Origin of the sequence: Oceanicella actignis (genome assembly GCF_008124525.1) — a bacterium.
Lineage (GTDB): Bacteria > Pseudomonadota > Alphaproteobacteria > Rhodobacterales > Rhodobacteraceae > Oceanicella > Oceanicella actignis.
In genome coordinates this window covers 32980-49323 of the sequence record NZ_VNHJ01000002.1, presented here as the reverse complement: position 1 = coordinate 49323, position 16344 = coordinate 32980, and the positions used below count along the sequence as shown (strand labels likewise).

Below are 16344 nucleotides of genomic sequence, written 5' to 3'. Positions count from 1 at the left end.
AACCCGAGGAGACAGACGATGCACGCCGCCGCGCCCCAGTCCAAGCCCGTCTACGCGCCCCTTGTCCGCAACGCGGACGGCCTCGGACCCGTCGTCCTGGCGTGCGAGCATGCCTCGCCGCGGATCCCGCCCGAGTTCGGCGACATGGGCCTTGCGCCCGAGGCGCGGCTCAGCCACGCCGCGTGGGACCCCGGCGCGCTGGCCGTGGCCGAGGAGATGTCGCGCATCCTGGACGCGCCGCTGGTGGCGGGCCAGGTGTCGCGACTGATCTACGACTGCAACCGCCCGCCCGAGGCGCCCGGCGCCATGCCCGCGCAGGTCGAGCGATTCCGCATTCCCGGCAACGAGAACCTGACCCCCGAGGCGCGCGCCGACCGCACGCGCCGCATCTACGAGCCGTTCCGCGACGCGCTGGGCGCGATGCTTGACGCGCGCGCGCCCGCCGCGCTGGTCACGGTGCACAGCTTCACGCCCGTCTGGATGGGCCGGCCGCGCGACGTGCGTCTGGGCGTGCTGCATGACGAGGATGCGCGCCTGGCCGACGCCCTTCTGGCCGCGCTGGACGCGGCCGGCGCCCCGGCGGCGCGCAACCGGCCCTACGGCCCGCAGGACGGCGTGACCCACACCTTGCGCGCCCACGCCCTGCCCCGCGGCCTGGCGAATGTGATGATCGAGATCCGCAACGACCTGATCGCCGACGCCCAATCCCAGCGCGCCATGGCCGAGCTCCTCTCGGACGCGCTGCGCGACGCGCTTGCGCGCCTGGCGCCAAGCGCAACCGATGACGACCGATGACGACCGATGACCGAAGCAGGAGCCGCGCCATGCCCGACATGATCCGCCGCTACGTCCGCGCCGTCGATGCGGTCAACGCCGCGATCGGCCGCTTCGCGATGCTGCTGATCTTTGCGCTGATGGGCATCCTGCTGTGGTCCTCGATCTCGAAGGCCTTCTTCGTGCCGGCGAACTGGACGCTGGAAATGGCGCAGTTCACCATGGTCGCCTACTACATCCTGGGCGGCCCGTGGTCGCTGCAGGCGGGCGAGCATGTGCGCATGGACCTGCTCTACGGCGCGCTGTCGGACCGTGCGAAGGCGTGGATGGACAGCTTCACCGTGCTGTTCCTGATCGCCTATCTGGCGCTGCTGTTCTATGGCGGCCTGTCCTCGACCGCCTATGCGCTGAAATATGGCGAGCGCAGCTACTCGTCCTGGGCGCCCTACATGGCGCCGATCAAGATCGTGGCCTGCATCGGCATCTTCCTGATGCTGCTCCAGGCCTTCGCGTTGCTGTTCAAGGACGTCGCCAAGCTGCGCGGCGAGGAGCTCTGACATGTCCTACGAGCTGATCGCCACGACCATGTTCGCCTCGATGATGGTCATGCTGCTGACCGGGCAGCGCGTGTTCGCGGCCATCGGAGCGGTGGGCGCGCTGTCGGCGCTGTTCCTTTACGGCGACGGCGGGGCCGAGTTCGCCTTCTCGGCGGCGATGAAGCTGATGAAGTGGTATCCGCTGCTGACGCTGCCGCTTTTCATCTACATGGGCTACGTCCTGTCCGAAAGCCGCATCGCCGACGACCTTTACGAGGCCTTCCACGTCTGGTTCGGCGGCCTGTCGGGCGGGCTGGCGATCGGGACCATCGTGCTGATGGTGGCCATTTCGGCCATGAACGGGCTGTCGGTGGCGGGCATGGCCATCGGCGCGACCATCGCCCTGCCCGAGCTTTTGCGCCGCGGCTATGACAAGCGCATGGTCACGGGGGTGATTCAGGCGGGATCCAGCCTTGGCATCCTGGTGCCGCCCTCGGTGGTTCTGGTGCTTTACGGCATGATCGCGCGCCAGCCGGTGGGGCAGCTGTGGCTGGCGGGGGTGTTCCCCGGCCTGATGATGGCGGGGCTGTTCATCCTTTACATCGTCGTGCGCTGCAGGCTGAACCCGGCGCTGGGGCCGGCCCTGCCGCCCGAAGAGCGCGCCATGCCGCTGGCCGACAAGCTGCGCCTGCTGCGCGCGGGCATCACGCCGCTGGCGATCTTCTTCTCGATGACCGGGCTGTTCCTGATGGGCTACACCAGCCTGGTCGAAAGCTCGGCCGTGGGCGCGCTGGCGGCGACGCTGGCGGCGCTGGCCAAGGGCCGGCTCAACCGGCAGGTCATGGGCGTGATCCTGCAAAAGAGCCTTGGCGTGACCTGCATGTTCATGTGGATCATCCTGGCGGCGCTGTGCTTCGGCGCGGTGTTCGACGGGCTGGGCGCGGTGCGGGCCATAGAGGGCTTCTTCCTGCAGGATCTGGGCCTTGGCCCGTGGGAAGTGCTGATCCTGATGCAGCTGAGCTTCCTGCTCATGGGCACGTTCCTGGACGACACGGCCATGCTGGTCATCGTCGCGCCGCTCTATGTGCCGCTGGTCAAGGCGCTGGGCTTCGATCTGGTGTGGTATGGCGTGCTCTACACCATCACCTGCCAGATCGCCTACATGACCCCGCCCTTCGGCTACAACCTGTTCCTGATGCGCGCCATGGCGCCGCCCGAGGTGCGGCTGCGGGACATCTACGCCTCGATCATTCCCTTCGTGGGGGTGATGATCCTGGCGCTGGCGCTGGTGATGATGTTCCCGCAGATCGCCCTCTGGCTGCCCGAGCAGCATTACGGGCGCTGAGGCCGAAGGATGGGGCGAGCGACAACCACAAGACCCGCCGGCGCACAAGGCGGGCGCAAACCGGGCCCGAGGGCCCCTCAGACAGGGAAAACGACCATGACGACGAGACGAGATTTCCTCCGCACCACCGCCGTCGGCGCGGCCGCGGGCGCCGGCGCGCTGGCCGCCCCCGCCGTTCACGGGCAGTCGAAGATCGTGTGGCGCCTTCAGACCTATGCCGGCCCGGCGCTGGCGCAGCACGTCATCAAGCCGTCGATCGACATGTTCAACAAGATCGCCAACGGCGAGATGGAGATCCAGCTCTACTACGCCGACCAGCTGGTGCCCACGGGCGAGCTGTTCCGCGCCATGCAGCGCGGGCTGGTGGACGCGGTGCAGTCGGACGACGACTCGATCGCCGCGCCGACGGATGTGAGCGTGTTCGGCGGCTACTTCCCCTTCGCCACGCGCTACTCGCTGGACGTGCCGGTGCTGTTCGAGCAATACGGCCTCAAGGAGATCTGGGAAGAGGCCTATGACGAGGTCGAGGGCGTCAAGTGGCTGTCGGCCGGCGCCTGGGACCCGTGCCACTTCGCCACCAAGAAGCCCATCCGCTCGCTCAAGGATCTGGAGGGGCTGCGCGTGTTCACCTTCCCGACCGCGGGCCGCTTCCTGTCGCGTTTCGGCGTCGTGCCCGTGACGCTGCCCTGGGAGGACGTCGAGGTCGCCGTGCAGACCGGCGAGCTTGACGGCATCGCCTGGTCGGGCATCACCGAGGACTACACCGTCGGCTGGGCCGACGTGACCGACTACTTCCTGACCAACAACATCTCGGGCGCGTGGATCGGCAGCTACTTCGCCAACGAAGAACGCTGGAACGAGCTGCCCGAGCACCTCAAGGCGCTGTTCCGCGTGTGCATGGACAGCTCGCACTACTACCGCCAGCACTGGTATTGGGGCGGCGAGGCCAAGCTGCGCGTGCATGGCAAGAAGATGCAGCTGACCACCATCCCGGACGAGGAATGGGCCCAGGTCGAGGCCGAGGCGCACAAGTTCTGGGACGAGATCGCCCAGACCTCGCCGCGCGCGGCCCGCGTGGTGCAGATCTTCAAGGAATACAACGAGGTCATGGCCAAGGCCGGCCGCCCCTACCGCTACGACTGAGCGGCCCGCCGAATCCGATCATCCGCCGCCCCCGCCGCCGCCGCGCGCCGGGGGCGGCGCCGCGACGAGAACGAAGGACGACACGCCCATGCCTGGCAAACTCACACTGGACGAGCTTCGCGCGCTGACCGAAACGGGCGAGATCGACACCGTTCTCGCCGCGCAGGTGGACATGCAGGGCCGCCTGATGGGCAAGCGCTTCCACGCGCGCCATTTCGTCGACTCCGCCTGGGAGGAGACGCATTCGTGCAACTACCTGCTGGCCACCGACCTCGAGATGTCCACCGTCGAGGGCTACAAGGCCACCTCGTGGGAGTCGGGCTATGGCGACTACGTCATGAAGCCCGATCTCGACACGCTGCGCCGCGTTCCCTGGCTCGAGGGCACGGCGCTGGTGATCTGCGACGTGCTCGACCACCACGACCACGCGCCCGTGCCCCACTCGCCGCGCGCGATGCTCAAGAAGCAGGTCGCGCGCCTCGAAGCCATGGGCATGCGCGCCATGATGGCCACCGAGCTTGAGCTGTTCCTGTTCCGCCAGAGCTACGAGCAGGCCCAGGCCGCCGGCCATATGGGGCTCGAGCCCATCAGCGCCTACAACGAGGACTACCACATCTTCCAGACCACCAAGGAAGAGGCGGTGATGCGCGCCATCCGCAACGGGCTTTACGGCGCCGACATCCCGATCGAGAACACCAAGGGCGAGGCCGACGCCGGGCAGGAGGAAATCAACGTCCGCTACGCCGACGCGCTGACCATGGCCGACCGGCACGCCATCATCAAGAACGGCGCCAAGGAGATCGCCTGGGCCAAGGGTCACGCCGTCACCTTCATGGCCAAGTGGAGCGCCCGCCACGCCGGCAACTCCAGCCACATCCACCAGTCGCTGGTCGACATGGACGGCAAGCCGCTGTTCTTCGACCCCGAGGCGCCGCACGGCATGTCGGCGCTGATGCGCGCCTGGCTGGCCGGCCTGCTGCGCCACGCTCGCGAGATCACCTATTTCCTCGCGCCGCACGTCAACTCCTACAAGCGCTTCGCGCCCGGCACCTTCGCGCCGACCAAGACCGTCTGGTCGCTGGACAACCGCACCGCGGGCTTCCGCGTGGTCGGCGAGGCGAGCAAGGCCGTGCGCGTCGAGTGCCGCATCGGCGGCGCCGATCTGACCCCCCATCTGGCCATGGCGGCCCTGATCGCGGCGGGGCTTGACGGGATCGAGAAGAACATGGAACTGGAGCCGCCCTATGTCGGCGACGCCTATGCCGGCGCGGACGTCGCCGAGATCCCCCGCACGCTGCGCGAGGCGACCGAGCTTCTGGACCGCTCGGCGCTGCTGCGCGAAGCCTTCGGCGACGCGGTGGTGGACCACTATGTCCACGCCGCCCGCTGGGAGCAGATGGAACATGACCGCGCGGTGACCGACTGGGAGCTGCGCCGCGGATTCGAAAGAGCCTGACCCATGACCAAGACCCTGCGCTGCATTTCGCCCATCGACGGCTCGGTCTATGCCGAGCGGCCCGTCGCCGACCCCGTTCAGGCCGCGCACGCCGTCGAGGCGGCCCGCGTCGCCCAGGCCGCCTGGGCCGCCCGCCCGCTGGCCGAGCGCGTCGAGCTGGTGATGAAGGGCGTCGAGAATCTGGGCCGCATGAACGACCGCCTCGTGGTCGAGCTGGCCCACATGATGGGCCGGCCCGTGCGCTATGGCGGCGAGTTCGGCGGCGTGCGCGAGCGCGCGGCCTACATGGCCTCGATCGCGGACGAGGCGCTCGCCCCCCTCGTGATCGAGAACTCCGACGCCTTCGAGCGCCGCATCGCCCGCGAGCCGCACGGGGTCGTCTTCGTCATCGCGCCGTGGAACTACCCCTATCTGACCGCCATCAACACCCTTGCCCCGGCGCTGATGGCCGGCAACGCGGTGGTGCTCAAGCACGCCACGCAAACCCTTCTGGCCGGCGAGCGCCTGGCCGAGGCCTTCCACCAGGCCGGCGTGCCCGAGGATGTCTTCGTCAACCTCTTCCTCGACCACGAGACCACCGAGGGGCTGATCGCCGCGCGCAGCTTCGACTTCGTGAACTTCACCGGCTCGGTCGAGGCCGGCCGCGCCATCGAGCGCGCCGCCGCCGGCACCTTCACCCCGCTCGGGCTCGAGCTGGGCGGCAAGGATCCGGGCTATGTGATGGACGACGCCGACCTTGACGCCGCGGCCGCGGGGCTGATCGACGGGGCGATGTTCAACTCGGGCCAGTGCTGCTGCGGCATCGAGCGCATCTACGTCGCCGCGCCGCTTTACGACGCCTTCGTCGAGAAGGCGGTCGAGATCGTGAAGGGATACCGGCTGGGCAACCCGCTGGACAAGGCCACCACTCTTGGCCCGATGGCGAATCTGCGCGTGGCCCGCACCGTGCGCGAGCAGATCGCCGAGGCCCTGGCCCAAGGCGCGAAGGCCCATATCGACCCGGCCCTGTTCCCCGAGGATGACGGCGGAACCTATCTGGCGCCGCAGGTGCTGACCGACGTCAACCACCAGATGCGCGTGATGCGCGAGGAAAGCTTCGGCCCCGTCGTCGGCATCATGAAGGTCGAGAACGACGACGAGGCCGTGGCGCTGATGAACGACAGCGACTACGGGCTGACCGCCTCGCTCTGGACCCGCGACGCGGCGCGCGCCGCGCGGGTGGGCGAGCGGCTGCGCACCGGCACGGTGTTCATGAACCGCTGCGACTATCTCGACCCCGCGCTGTGCTGGACCGGCTGCAAGGACACCGGCCGCGGCGGGGCGCTGTCGGTGATCGGGTTCCACAACCTCACGCGTCCGAAATCCTACCACCTCAAGAAGAAGGTCTGAGCCATGAAGCTCGTCGCCAACTGGAGCTACCCGACCGCGATCCGCTTCGGCGCCGGCCGCATCGCCGAGCTGCCCGAGGCCTGCGCGGCGGCGGGCATGCGCCGTCCGTTGCTGGTCACAGATCGCGGCCTCGCGCCGCTGCCCATCGTCGCGCGCGCGCTCGACGCGCTCGACGCGGCGGGGCTGGGCCGCGCGCTGTTCAGCCAGGTGGACCCCAACCCGAACGAGGGCAACCTGGCCGCCGGCGTCGCCGCCTTCCGCGAGGGCGGCCATGACGGCGTCGTCGCCTTCGGCGGCGGCTCGGCGCTGGACCTGGGCAAGCTGATCGCCTTCATGGCCGGTCAGACCCGCCCCGTCTGGGATTTCGAGGACATCGGCGACTGGTGGTCGCGCGCCGACGCCGACGCCATCGCCCCGATCGTGGCCGTGCCGACCACGGCGGGCACGGGGTCCGAGGTGGGGCGCGCGGGCGTGCTCACCAACTCGGCCACGCATGAGAAGAAGATCATCTTCCACCCGCGCATGCTGCCCGCGCAGGTGATCTGCGACCCCGAGCTGACCGTCTCGATGCCGCCGGCCATCACCGCCGGCACGGGGCTCGACGCCTTCGCGCACTGCCTCGAGGCGTTCTCCTCGCCCTTCTACCATCCCATGAGCCAGGGCATCGCGCTCGAGGGCATGCGCCTGGTCAAGGAATGGCTGCCCCGCGCCTACGCCACCCCCGGCGATCTCGAGGCCCGCGCCCACATGATGAGCGCCGCGGCCATGGGCGCGGTCGCCTTCCAGAAGGGGCTGGGCGCGGTCCATGCGCTCTCGCACCCGATCGGCGCCATGTTCAACACCCATCACGGGGCGACCAACGCGGTGCTGATCCCGGCGGTGATGGCCTTCAACCGCCCCGCGATCGAAGAGCGCATCGTCCAGGCCGCCGCCTATCTGGGCGTCGAGGGCGGCTTCGACGGCTTCGTGCGGTTCTTCGAGCGGCTGCGCGCCGATCTGGGCGTGCCCGCGCGGCTGCGCGAGCTGGGCGTGACCGAGGACAGCTTCGCCCAGATCGCCGCCATGTCCGTCAAGGACCCGAGCGCGGGCGGCAACCCGGTCGAGCTGACCGAGCAGGCCGCGCTCGAGCTGCTGCGCGCCGCCTGGTAAGGCCGTCTGCGGCGCGCCCGCCGGCGGCCCGGCAGGGTCAGGCGGCGGGCGCGCCGACCGCGCCGCGCGCCTTTTCCGGCCGGCCGGGGCGCGCCTGCGCCTCGCGCGGGCCTTCGCCGAGATGCGCCGGGCGCCCTGACGCGCCGCGATCGCGCCCCGGCGCCGTTGGGCCCCGCCCGCAAGGCGGCCCCAAGCCGGCACGCCGCCGGCCCCCGACGCGGCCCTCACGCGGCAAGCGCCGCGACGCCCAGCGCCGCCAGAACCCCCGATGTCAGCCGGATGCGCAGCGCCGGATACCAGGGCGGCGCCTCGGCCCGGCTTGCAGGGGCAAGCTCGACCGCCAGCAGCGCGACGAAGGCCGCGGCTAGCAGCCCAAGGCCGGCCGGCGCCGGCATGAACGGCGCGCCGAAGGCCGGCAGGCTGGCCAGCGCAAAGGCCGCCAGCCGCGCGCCGCCGGCCCCGGCCGCCAGCGCCATGGCCCAGCGGGCGCCGGCCATGAAGGCCAGGATCGTCGCGCCCCAGGCCAGCTCGGCCCGAAGCGCCGTCCCCGCGGCCGGGCTTGCGGCGGCCACATGCGCGGCCAGCGCGAATCCCCAGAAGGGAACCAGCCCCGCCGCGCCAAGAAGCGCCGCCGCGCGCGCGGGGCTCATGCCTCGGGCGCGGCCAACGCCGCCTCGATCGCCTCGCGGGCCTTGCGCGCGGCGGGGTCGAGCGTGCTGGGCATCCAGGCGATGACGCGACCGTCGCGGCCGATCAGATACTTGTTGAAGTTCCAGCGCACGCGCTCGCCGGTCTCGGCCGCGGCCCAGGCGAAGAAGGGGTGCGCGTCCGGCCCCACCACATGCACCGGCGCCGTCATGGGAAAATCGACGCCATAGGTGAGCTCGCAGAACGCCTTGATCTTGTCCTTCTCGGCGTATTCCTGCCGGAAATCCGTCGAGGGCGCGCCGATCACGACCAGGCCCCGGTCGCGATATTCGCGCCAGATGCGGACAAGCGCGCGATACTGGGGCGTGAAGCCGCAAAAGGACGCGGTGTTGACCACGAGCAGCACCTTGCCGCGCCACTGCGCAAGGGGCATCGGCCCGCCCTCGAGGGCCTCGAAGACGAAATCCCAGGCGCTGGCGGCGCGCGCGGCCCCCGGCGCAAGCGCCAGCGCGCCGGCGCCGGCGGCCAGGCGGAAGATGTCTCGGCGGCGGATCATCCCTTCTTCTCCTTCCTGTCGGCGCGCCCCGACGCCTTCGCGCCGCCGCCGAACAGGGCGTGGAACAGCGGCAGCGGCGCGAAGCGGCCCAGCGTGAACAGCCAGGCGAAGGGCGCGGGAAAGCTGGTCGAGAAACGCCCCGAGCGGATCGCCGCCAGCGTGCGGCGCGCGGCCTCTTCGGGCGTCATGATCTGCGGCATGTGGAAATCGTTCCTGGCGGTCAGCCGGGTGCGGATGAAGCCCGGATTGACCTGCTGCACCGTCACGCCCGAGCCGGCAAGATCGGCGCGCAGGTTCTCGGCCAGATGCATCAGCGCGGCCTTCGAGGCGCCGTAGCCGATCGCGCCGGGCAGACCGCGAAAGCCCGCCAGCGAGCCGATCAGAACCACCCGCCCCGCCCCGCGTTCGGCCATGCCCGGCACGACATGCGACAGGACGGTCAGCGCGCCGATGAAGTTGACCTCGGCCACCGCCTCGGCCACGCCCAAACGCCAGTCCTGCGCGCGCATGGGTTCATAGGCGCCGGCGGCGTAGATCACGCCGTCGGGCGCGCCGATCCGCGCCGCCGCCTCGGCGACCGAGCGCGGATCGGTCACGTCAAGCGGCAGCGGCGCGATGCGCGCATCCTCGCCCGCCAGCGCCGCAAGCGCGTCGGCGCTGCGGGCCGAGGCGATCACCTCGGCGCCCGCGCGCGCCATCTCGAGCGCCAGCGCGCGCCCAAGGCCCGAGCTGGCCCCGACGATCCACCAGCGCAGCCCCGCGACGGCGCTCATCGCGCATCCGTCCCGGCCGGGCGGATGGTGGCGATCAGCTCGGCCACCTTGACGCCGAACTTGCGCATCTCGGAGCGGTTGATGATGACGCCGTCCGGGGTCAGATACATCCAGTCCACCACGCTCAGCACATGCCCGCCCGAGGATTGCGGCAGGCGCAGCCTGTAGGTCAGGCGCGCGGCCGCGCCCGAAACCTGACCGCGCGCGACGCCTACGATGTCGGGCGCCGTCGCCGAGAAGCGGCCGTTCTCGCCCCGGACGATGGTCCATTCGCGCTCCTGCTCCTCGCCCGAGGCATAGCGGAAGCTTTCCGAAAGCCGGCCCTCGGCGCCCGACCAGACGCCGCGCATCCGGGCGGTGAAGCGGCTGACCACGGCGCCGGCGGGGCCGAAGATGACGCCCTCCGAGATCATGTCGCCGCCCAGATGCCGGCTCAGATCGAAGGCGGGCTCCGAGCCGGCGTAGCGCGCCGGAGACTGCGCCCCGAAGCTGAAGAAGTGGCGCTGGATCGCCAGCGCCAGCGCAAGAACGACGAACAGCGCGGCAAGGAGCTTGAGCATCAGAACACCTTTCGTGGCAGCGCCAGCAGAAGGCCCAGCGCAAGCAGCTTCAGAATGCAGGGAAGGACGGCGTAGCCCAGCACAAGGGCGCGCGCCGCCTCCGGCCCGGGCGGGGCGCCGGGGACATACCCCGTCAGCGCCAGCGCCGGCAGCGCCACGGCGGCGGCGATGGCCAGCGCCAGCTTTCCGGCCAGCGACCACAGGCCGAAGGCCACGCCCTGCGGCAGGCCATGGCGCGCAAGAAGCGCCGCGAACAGCGCCGGCAGCAGCACCAGCTCGGCCCCCACCGCCGCGCCCGAGCCCACCGTGATCGCCGCAAAGGCCCAGGCCGCCCCGGCCGGCAGCAGGGCGGCCCAGGCGAAGGCCGCGACGGCCAGCGCCATGGCTGCCGCCAGCACCGGCCGGGTTCCAAGACGCCGCGCCAGCGCCGCCCAGCCGGGCGCGGCCATTGCGGCGGCGAGAAAGAAGGCCGCCAGATACGGCCCCGCCAGCGCGCCGAGCCTGAGGTGATCCTCGACGAAGAACAGGAACAGCGTCGCCGTGATCGCCACCGGCAGCGCGTTCGCCAGAGCCAGCGCCAGCAGCCAGCCCCCGCCCGCGGCGAAAAGCGGGCGCAGCGCGAAGGCCGGGGCGCGGCGCGGGGCCAGCGCGCGCCAGAGCGGACGGCTCGCCAGCCACACCGCCAGCGCCGCCCCGGCCATGAGCAGTCCGAAGGCGGCGTAGCCCGCGCGCGGCCCCACCGCCGCCGTCAGCGCCGCCGGCAGGACCGCGGCCAGCAGCACGCCCGCCAGCGCGCCGCTTTCGCGCCAGGCGGCAAGGTTCAGATGCGGTCCGGCCTCGGAACTGGCCGCCAGATCGACCGACGCCGCGTAAAGCAGGATCATGCCCAGGCTGTAGGCGGTGAACAAAAGCGCAAGCCCGCCCGTCAGCGCCCATATCCCGGGCTGCGCGGCGAACACGACGGCGAAGCCGGCGCCAAGGCCGCCCAGCGCCAGCGCCGCCAGCAACCCGGCGCGCGCGCGCATCCGGTCCACAAGGCGGCCAAGCAGCGGGTCCTGCGCGAAATCAAGCGCGCGCAGCGCCAGCAGCAGCCCGCCCGCCGCGGCCAGCGGCAGATCCAGCGCGGCGACGAAGCGCGGCAGATGCACATAGAGCGGCAGCCCCGCCGAGGCCAGCAGACCCGCCGTCAGCGCCATGCGCCAACGCGCGCCCTCCGGCGCGCCGGCAAGGGGCGCGGACTCAGCCATGTTCGAGCGCCAGCTGAACCACATCGACCCGCCCGGCGGCGAAGGCCGCGGCGCCGGCGTTCAGACGATAGCGCCAGCGCCGCAGCGTCGCGGCGTCAAAGCCGTATTGCGCCAGCCGCCCGGCACGGGCCTGCATCCGTTCATCCCAGGCGCGCAGGGTGCGCGCATGGTGCTCGCCGAAGGCCAGGCGCCCGGCCACGGTCAATCCGGCCCGCCGCGCCTCGGCCGCGATCGCCGCCTCGCGCGGGGCGAGGGCGCCGGGAAATGCGCCCGGCCCGGCTTCGGCCGCCTCGTCGGGCGTGACGACGGCCTGCACCACCGCCCGCCCACCGGGCTTGAGGCGCGCGGCAAGGCTCTTGAACCAGGCGGGCCGCCGGCGCGCGCCGACGGCGCCGATGGACTCGATCGCGACGATGGCGTCGTATTGCACCCGGTCCTCGCGGTCGCCCTGCAGGCGGATCTCGGCGCGGCCGTCGAGGCGCGCGTCGGCATAGGCCTTGTGGTTGGGCGTGGCGGCGATGCCCGTGACCCGGTGGCCGCGCTCGGCGGCGCGCTCGGCAAAGCCGCCCCAGCCGCAGCCGAGCTCGAGCAACGCGCCCGGCGCGGGGCCGAGCAGATCCAGGATCCGGTCGCATTTGGCAAGCTGCGCGCGCTCGAGCGAATCGCCCTCGCGCGCGAAAAGCGCCGCGGAGCAATGCATGCCCTCGTCCAGCCACTGGCGGTAGAACTCGGCGCCCAGCTCGGGCCGGACAAGCATCAGCGGCCCGCCATCGGCGCGGGGCTCGGCCCCAAGCGCGCGCGCCGCCGTCGCCGCCAGCCGCGCCGCGGGCCGGGGCGCGTCCAAGCCGAACGGCGCGCGCGGGTTGCGCAGCGCCAGCGCGCAGACGGCCTCGATGTCGGGGCTGTCCCACAGGCCCGCGGCATAGGCCGCGGCCCAACCGGCCTCGCCGCGATCGCGCGCGGTGGCCAGGGCGGCCCAGTCGTGCAGGATGAGCTCGGCCTGCGGCGCGCCATCGCCGAAATGGCGCACGGCGCCCTCGGGGGTGGTCAGCCGCAGGCTGCCGTGCGCGATCGCCGCGCAGGCGTCGAGAAAGGCCGAGCGCGCGTTTGGGCCAGGCCGGCGGGCGCGCGGCGCGGGCGCGAGGCGGACGAGAGGGGCGGTCATGGGCTGGTCTCCGAAGCGGGGGGCGCGGGGCGCTCGCGCCAGCGCGCGCCCTTGAGGGCAAGGCGCAGCGCGTGCCAGTGGATCAGGGCCAGCGTGCGCAGCGGCCCGAAGGGATGGCGCAGCATCATGCCCGCCAGCGCGCGGCGGCCCAGCGGCATGAGCGGCCCCGCCAGGCTGGCGGCCACGCCCTCGGGCCCGTTCCGGTGCACGATGCGGATGTCGAGCGCGCGCGCGCCGAAGTCAAAGTCGAAGCGGAAGGCGTAGTCGCCCGCCACGTCCTGAAAGGGCGAGACGTGAAAGATCTTGGCCGCGGTCAGCCTGTCGTCCGGGGTTATCGGGCGGCCGTCCTCATGGCGGCAGACATAGGCGTGGCGCTGACCCCAGGTGTTGGTCACCTCGGCGATGACCGCGACCAGCGCCTCGTCCCGCCACGCCAGCCAGAAGCTGACGGGGTTGAACCCCCACCACAGGAATCGCGGCGTGGTCAGAAGGGCCAGCCGGTCGGCCGTCACGCCGCGCGCCTCGAGGGTCTGGCGCGCCCATGCCGCGCCGCGCCCGCGCCCGGGCGGGCCGCCATGGTCGCGATCGGACACCGAAAGCAGGCCGAAGCGGTTGCGCCGCAGGGGAAAGGGCGGGGGCGTGGGCGACTCGGGATCGATCAGCACCATCTCGGCCCGATGGGTCAGCCTGTGGCGAGCCGAACCCCGCCGCAGATGGGTCGTCGCGCCCGCAAGGCGCAGGGGCAGGCGCGCGGGCGGGGCGTTGGGCGGGGCGTTTCCCGAGGCGCGCGCGATCATGCCGTCGCCCCCGTGCGCGCATCCGCGCCGCGCTCGGCCCTGGCCGCGATGGCGCGCGCGACGCGGGCCGCGGTCGCGCAGCCATCCTCGTGAAAGCCGTGGCGCAGCCAGGCGCCGGCGAACCATGCGCCGCGCGCGCCCTGCATGGCGGCGATGCGCTCTTGCGCCGCGATGGCCCCGTGGTCGAAGACCGGGTGGCGAAAGGTCGTCTCGTCCTGGATCAGCTCGTCGCGCAGCGAGGCGGGCGGGTTCAGCGTGACGAACAGCGGATCGTCCTCGGGGATGCTCTGGAGGCGATTCATCCAGTAGGTCACCCCCACGCCCGCGTCGCCGCCGCCGCGGCCCGACACATAGTTCCACGCCGACCATGCCTTGCGCCGCCGCGGCATCAGCGCGGCGTCCGCGTGCAGCACGGCGCGGTTGTCCTGAAAACGGACGGCGGACAGCGCCGCGCGCTCTTCGGGCGCGGCATCGGCCAGAAGGCGCAGCGCCACGTCGGCGTGGCAGGCGAAGACCACCTCGTCGAAGCGCTCGGGCTCGGCCCCCGCGGCGCGCACGCGCACGCCCCCCTCGCCGCGCAGGACCGCCGCGACCGGCGCGCCGATGCGCAGATCGACCCCGCGGCGGCGCAGATCGGCGGCCAGGCGCTCGACGTAAGAGATCGACCCGCCCGCGACCGTCCACCACTGGTGCTGGCCCGAGACCGACATCAGCCCGTGATTGAGAAAGAAGCGCACCATCCGCCGCGCCGGAAACGCGCCGATTTGCGCGGCGGGCGTGGACCAGATCGCGGCGCACATGGGCCGCAGGTAGTGGCGCTCGAACCAGCGCCCGAGGCCAAGGCGCGCCGACAGCTCGGCCAGGGTCATGTCGTCGCGGGCGGCGGCCGGCGCCAGGCGGTTGAAGCGCAGGACGTCGCGGATCATGCCCCAGAACGCCGGGCGCAGCGCATTGGACGGCTGCGCGAAGACGGCGCCGGGATTGCGCAGCCCGTATTCGATCGCGCCGCCCTCGAGCGAGGCGCCGAAGCTCATGTCGGTCCTGAGCAGGGGCACGTCCAGCTCGTCGAACAGCCGGCCCAGATGCGGGTAGTTGGCGTGGTTGAAGACGATGAAGCCCGTATCCACCGGCCTGTCGCCGCGTCGGCCCGCGGCGACGGTGCGCGCATGTCCGCCAAGGCGGGGCGCGGCCTCGAACAGCGTGACATGGCGCCCCGGCGCCAGAAGCCGCGCGGCGTAAAGCCCCGTCACCCCGCCCCCGATGATCGCGATGCGCCGCGGGGCCGAGGGCCGCAAATCGAATGCCATGTCGCTCTCCTGCGTGAAGTCTTTGTGAACATACGCATGAAGACCGCTGTCGGATCACTCGCGCGGACGCGAGCCGTTTTTTCGGCGCCGCAAGTGATCCGCCCCGCCCGGCGCCGCGTAAAGGATGCATGACCAGCGCGATCGACATGGAAACCTGCCGCGCCGCCGCGCCAAAGGCCGGGCCGGCCCCGCGCGCGGCGCTTTGCCCCGCGCCCCCGCTCGGCTACGCTCGCGCGAAAGGCGACGGGCGCAAGACGGCGTGCGCGCGCGCTGCGGGCAAGAGGCAGGCAGGATCCATGAGCGAAACGGGCGATGCGCTCAGCGAGCAGACGCGGCTTCTGATCGCGGTGCGCGACCGGCGCGACCGCCAGGCCTTCGCGGCGCTGTTCGCGCATTACGCGCCCCGGCTCAAGGCCATGCTGCGGCGCGGCGGCATGGCCAACGCCCAGGCCGAAGAGGTGGTGCAGGAGGCGATGCTGGCCGTCTGGCGCAAGGCCGCCCAGTTCGACCCCGCACGCGCCAGCGCCTCGGCCTGGATCTATCGCATCGCCCGCAACCGGCAGATCGACATGTTCCGCCGCGAGGGGCGTCCCGTTCCCGACGAGCTGGCCGAAGAGCTCGCGCACGACCCCGACGCGGCCGACGCGCTGGCACTGGATCAAGAGACCCGGCGCCTGCGCGACGCGCTTGGCGCGCTGCCGCCGGCCCAGCGCGAGATGATCGAGCGCGCCTATCTGGGCGAGCTGTCCCATGGCGAGATCGCCGCCGTCACCGGCCTGCCGCTGGGCACCATCAAGTCGCGCATCCGCCTGGCGCTGACGCGCCTGCGCCACGAACTCAAGGACCTTCGCCGCCCATGACCCACGACGTCACGCACCATATCCCCGAGCCGATGCTGGCGGACTACGCCGCGGGCCGCCTGGGGCATGCGTTTTCGGTCGCGACGGCGGCGCATGTCTCGCTGTGCGACGAATGCCGCGCCCGGCTGGCCGCGCACGAGGCGGCGGGCGGCGCCGTGCTCGAGACCCTGCCCCCCGAACCCGTGTCGGACGAGCTGATGGCCCGCGTCATGGCCCGCCTCGACGATCCGGCCGCCGCGCCGCCCGAGCCGCCGCGGCCCTCGGGCATCTACCCCGGGCCGGTGATGGCGGCGCTGGGAGGACGCCCGCCGCGATGGCGCAGCATGGGCGCGGGCATCCGGCAGGCCATGCTGCATGCCGGGCCGGACGGCTCTTTGCGGCTTCTCTACATCCCGCCGGGCCGGGCCGTGCCCGATCATGGCCACAAGGGGCGCGAGCTGACGCTGGTCCTGCAAGGCGCCTTCCATGACGAGACGGGGCGCTTTGGCGTCGGCGACGTCGAATATGCCGACGAGAGCCTCGAGCACACGCCCGTCGCCGACGAGGGCGCGCCCTGCATCTGCCTCGCCGCCACCGACGCCCCCTTGCGCTTTCGCGGCCTGATCCCGCGGGCGCTGCAGCCGATCTTCCGCATCTGAC

17 protein-coding genes are annotated in these 16344 nt (G+C 72.0%); 9 read left to right on the top strand and 8 right to left on the bottom strand.

The window, feature by feature from the left end:
• Window positions 1-18 precede the first annotated feature (18 nt).
• The 7 genes from LY05_RS02960 (at window position 19) to LY05_RS02930 (ending at window position 7792) form a co-directional block, all read left to right on the top strand.
• Window positions 19-795, top strand: a complete 777-nt coding sequence (locus LY05_RS02960) for an N-formylglutamate amidohydrolase (protein WP_148922055.1) — start codon at window positions 19-21, stop codon at window positions 793-795.
• 29 nt (window positions 796-824) lie between these two features.
• Entirely contained in the window at window positions 825-1331 is a 507-nt protein-coding gene (locus LY05_RS02955) for a TRAP transporter small permease subunit (RefSeq protein ID WP_148922054.1), read from the top strand.
• A gap of 1 nt (window position 1332) precedes the next feature.
• On the top strand, window positions 1333-2655 hold the full coding sequence (locus LY05_RS02950; RefSeq protein WP_072748149.1) for a TRAP transporter large permease: 1323 nt from the start codon (window positions 1333-1335) through the stop codon (window positions 2653-2655).
• A gap of 96 nt (window positions 2656-2751) precedes the next feature.
• Complete coding sequence (locus tag LY05_RS02945; RefSeq protein WP_148922053.1) at window positions 2752-3798, top strand: TRAP transporter substrate-binding protein; 1047 nt, start codon at window positions 2752-2754, stop codon at window positions 3796-3798.
• Between the two features lie 88 nt (window positions 3799-3886).
• Window positions 3887-5254, top strand: a complete 1368-nt coding sequence (locus LY05_RS02940; protein ID WP_148922052.1) for a glutamine synthetase family protein — start codon at window positions 3887-3889, stop codon at window positions 5252-5254.
• A 3-nt stretch (window positions 5255-5257) separates the two neighbouring features.
• Complete coding sequence (locus LY05_RS02935; protein ID WP_072748152.1) at window positions 5258-6643, top strand: aldehyde dehydrogenase family protein; 1386 nt, start codon at window positions 5258-5260, stop codon at window positions 6641-6643.
• A 3-nt stretch (window positions 6644-6646) separates the two neighbouring features.
• A complete protein-coding gene (locus tag LY05_RS02930) occupies window positions 6647-7792 on the top strand; it encodes an iron-containing alcohol dehydrogenase (RefSeq protein ID WP_072748153.1) in 1146 nt (381 codons plus the stop codon).
• Window positions 7793-8016: 224 nt separating this feature from the next.
• Here LY05_RS02930 and LY05_RS02925 read toward each other — a convergent pair whose 3' ends face one another.
• From LY05_RS02925 to LY05_RS02890, 8 genes are read right to left on the bottom strand one after another with little or no spacing between them, the layout of a single operon-like run.
• Window positions 8017-8442, bottom strand: a complete 426-nt coding sequence (locus LY05_RS02925; protein WP_148922051.1) for a DUF3429 family protein — start codon at window positions 8440-8442, stop codon at window positions 8017-8019.
• Window positions 8439-8996: a glutathione peroxidase gene (locus tag LY05_RS02920; RefSeq protein ID WP_148922050.1), complete on the bottom strand. Its 558-nt coding sequence runs from the start codon at window positions 8994-8996 to the stop codon at window positions 8439-8441. Before LY05_RS02920 ends, LY05_RS02925 begins: the two co-directional genes overlap by 4 nt.
• The gene (locus LY05_RS02915; RefSeq protein WP_148922049.1) at window positions 8993-9769 is read right to left on the bottom strand and encodes an SDR family NAD(P)-dependent oxidoreductase; all 777 of its coding nucleotides are present in this window, start codon (window positions 9767-9769) and stop codon (window positions 8993-8995) included. Before LY05_RS02915 ends, LY05_RS02920 begins: the two co-directional genes overlap by 4 nt.
• A complete protein-coding gene (locus tag LY05_RS02910; protein WP_148922048.1) occupies window positions 9766-10329 on the bottom strand; it encodes a DUF3833 domain-containing protein in 564 nt (187 codons plus the stop codon). The genes LY05_RS02915 and LY05_RS02910 overlap by 4 nt, the downstream gene beginning before the upstream one ends.
• A complete protein-coding gene (locus tag LY05_RS02905; protein ID WP_148922047.1) occupies window positions 10329-11576 on the bottom strand; it encodes an MFS transporter in 1248 nt (415 codons plus the stop codon). Before LY05_RS02905 ends, LY05_RS02910 begins: the two co-directional genes overlap by 1 nt.
• Window positions 11569-12741, bottom strand: a complete 1173-nt coding sequence (locus tag LY05_RS02900) for a class I SAM-dependent methyltransferase (RefSeq protein WP_148922046.1) — start codon at window positions 12739-12741, stop codon at window positions 11569-11571. The genes LY05_RS02905 and LY05_RS02900 overlap by 8 nt, the downstream gene beginning before the upstream one ends.
• On the bottom strand, window positions 12738-13538 hold the full coding sequence (locus LY05_RS02895) for a DUF1365 domain-containing protein (protein ID WP_148922045.1): 801 nt from the start codon (window positions 13536-13538) through the stop codon (window positions 12738-12740). Before LY05_RS02895 ends, LY05_RS02900 begins: the two co-directional genes overlap by 4 nt.
• Entirely contained in the window at window positions 13535-14845 is a 1311-nt protein-coding gene (locus LY05_RS02890) for an NAD(P)/FAD-dependent oxidoreductase (protein WP_148922044.1), read from the bottom strand. The genes LY05_RS02895 and LY05_RS02890 overlap by 4 nt, the downstream gene beginning before the upstream one ends.
• 296 nt (window positions 14846-15141) lie before the next feature.
• Between LY05_RS02890 and LY05_RS02885 the strand changes: the two genes are divergently transcribed.
• Both LY05_RS02885 and LY05_RS02880 read left to right on the top strand, forming a co-directional pair.
• Complete coding sequence (locus LY05_RS02885) at window positions 15142-15705, top strand: sigma-70 family RNA polymerase sigma factor (RefSeq protein WP_211356272.1); 564 nt, start codon at window positions 15142-15144, stop codon at window positions 15703-15705.
• A complete protein-coding gene (locus LY05_RS02880; protein WP_072748162.1) occupies window positions 15702-16343 on the top strand; it encodes a ChrR family anti-sigma-E factor in 642 nt (213 codons plus the stop codon). The genes LY05_RS02885 and LY05_RS02880 overlap by 4 nt, the downstream gene beginning before the upstream one ends.
• Window position 16344 lies beyond the last annotated feature (1 nt).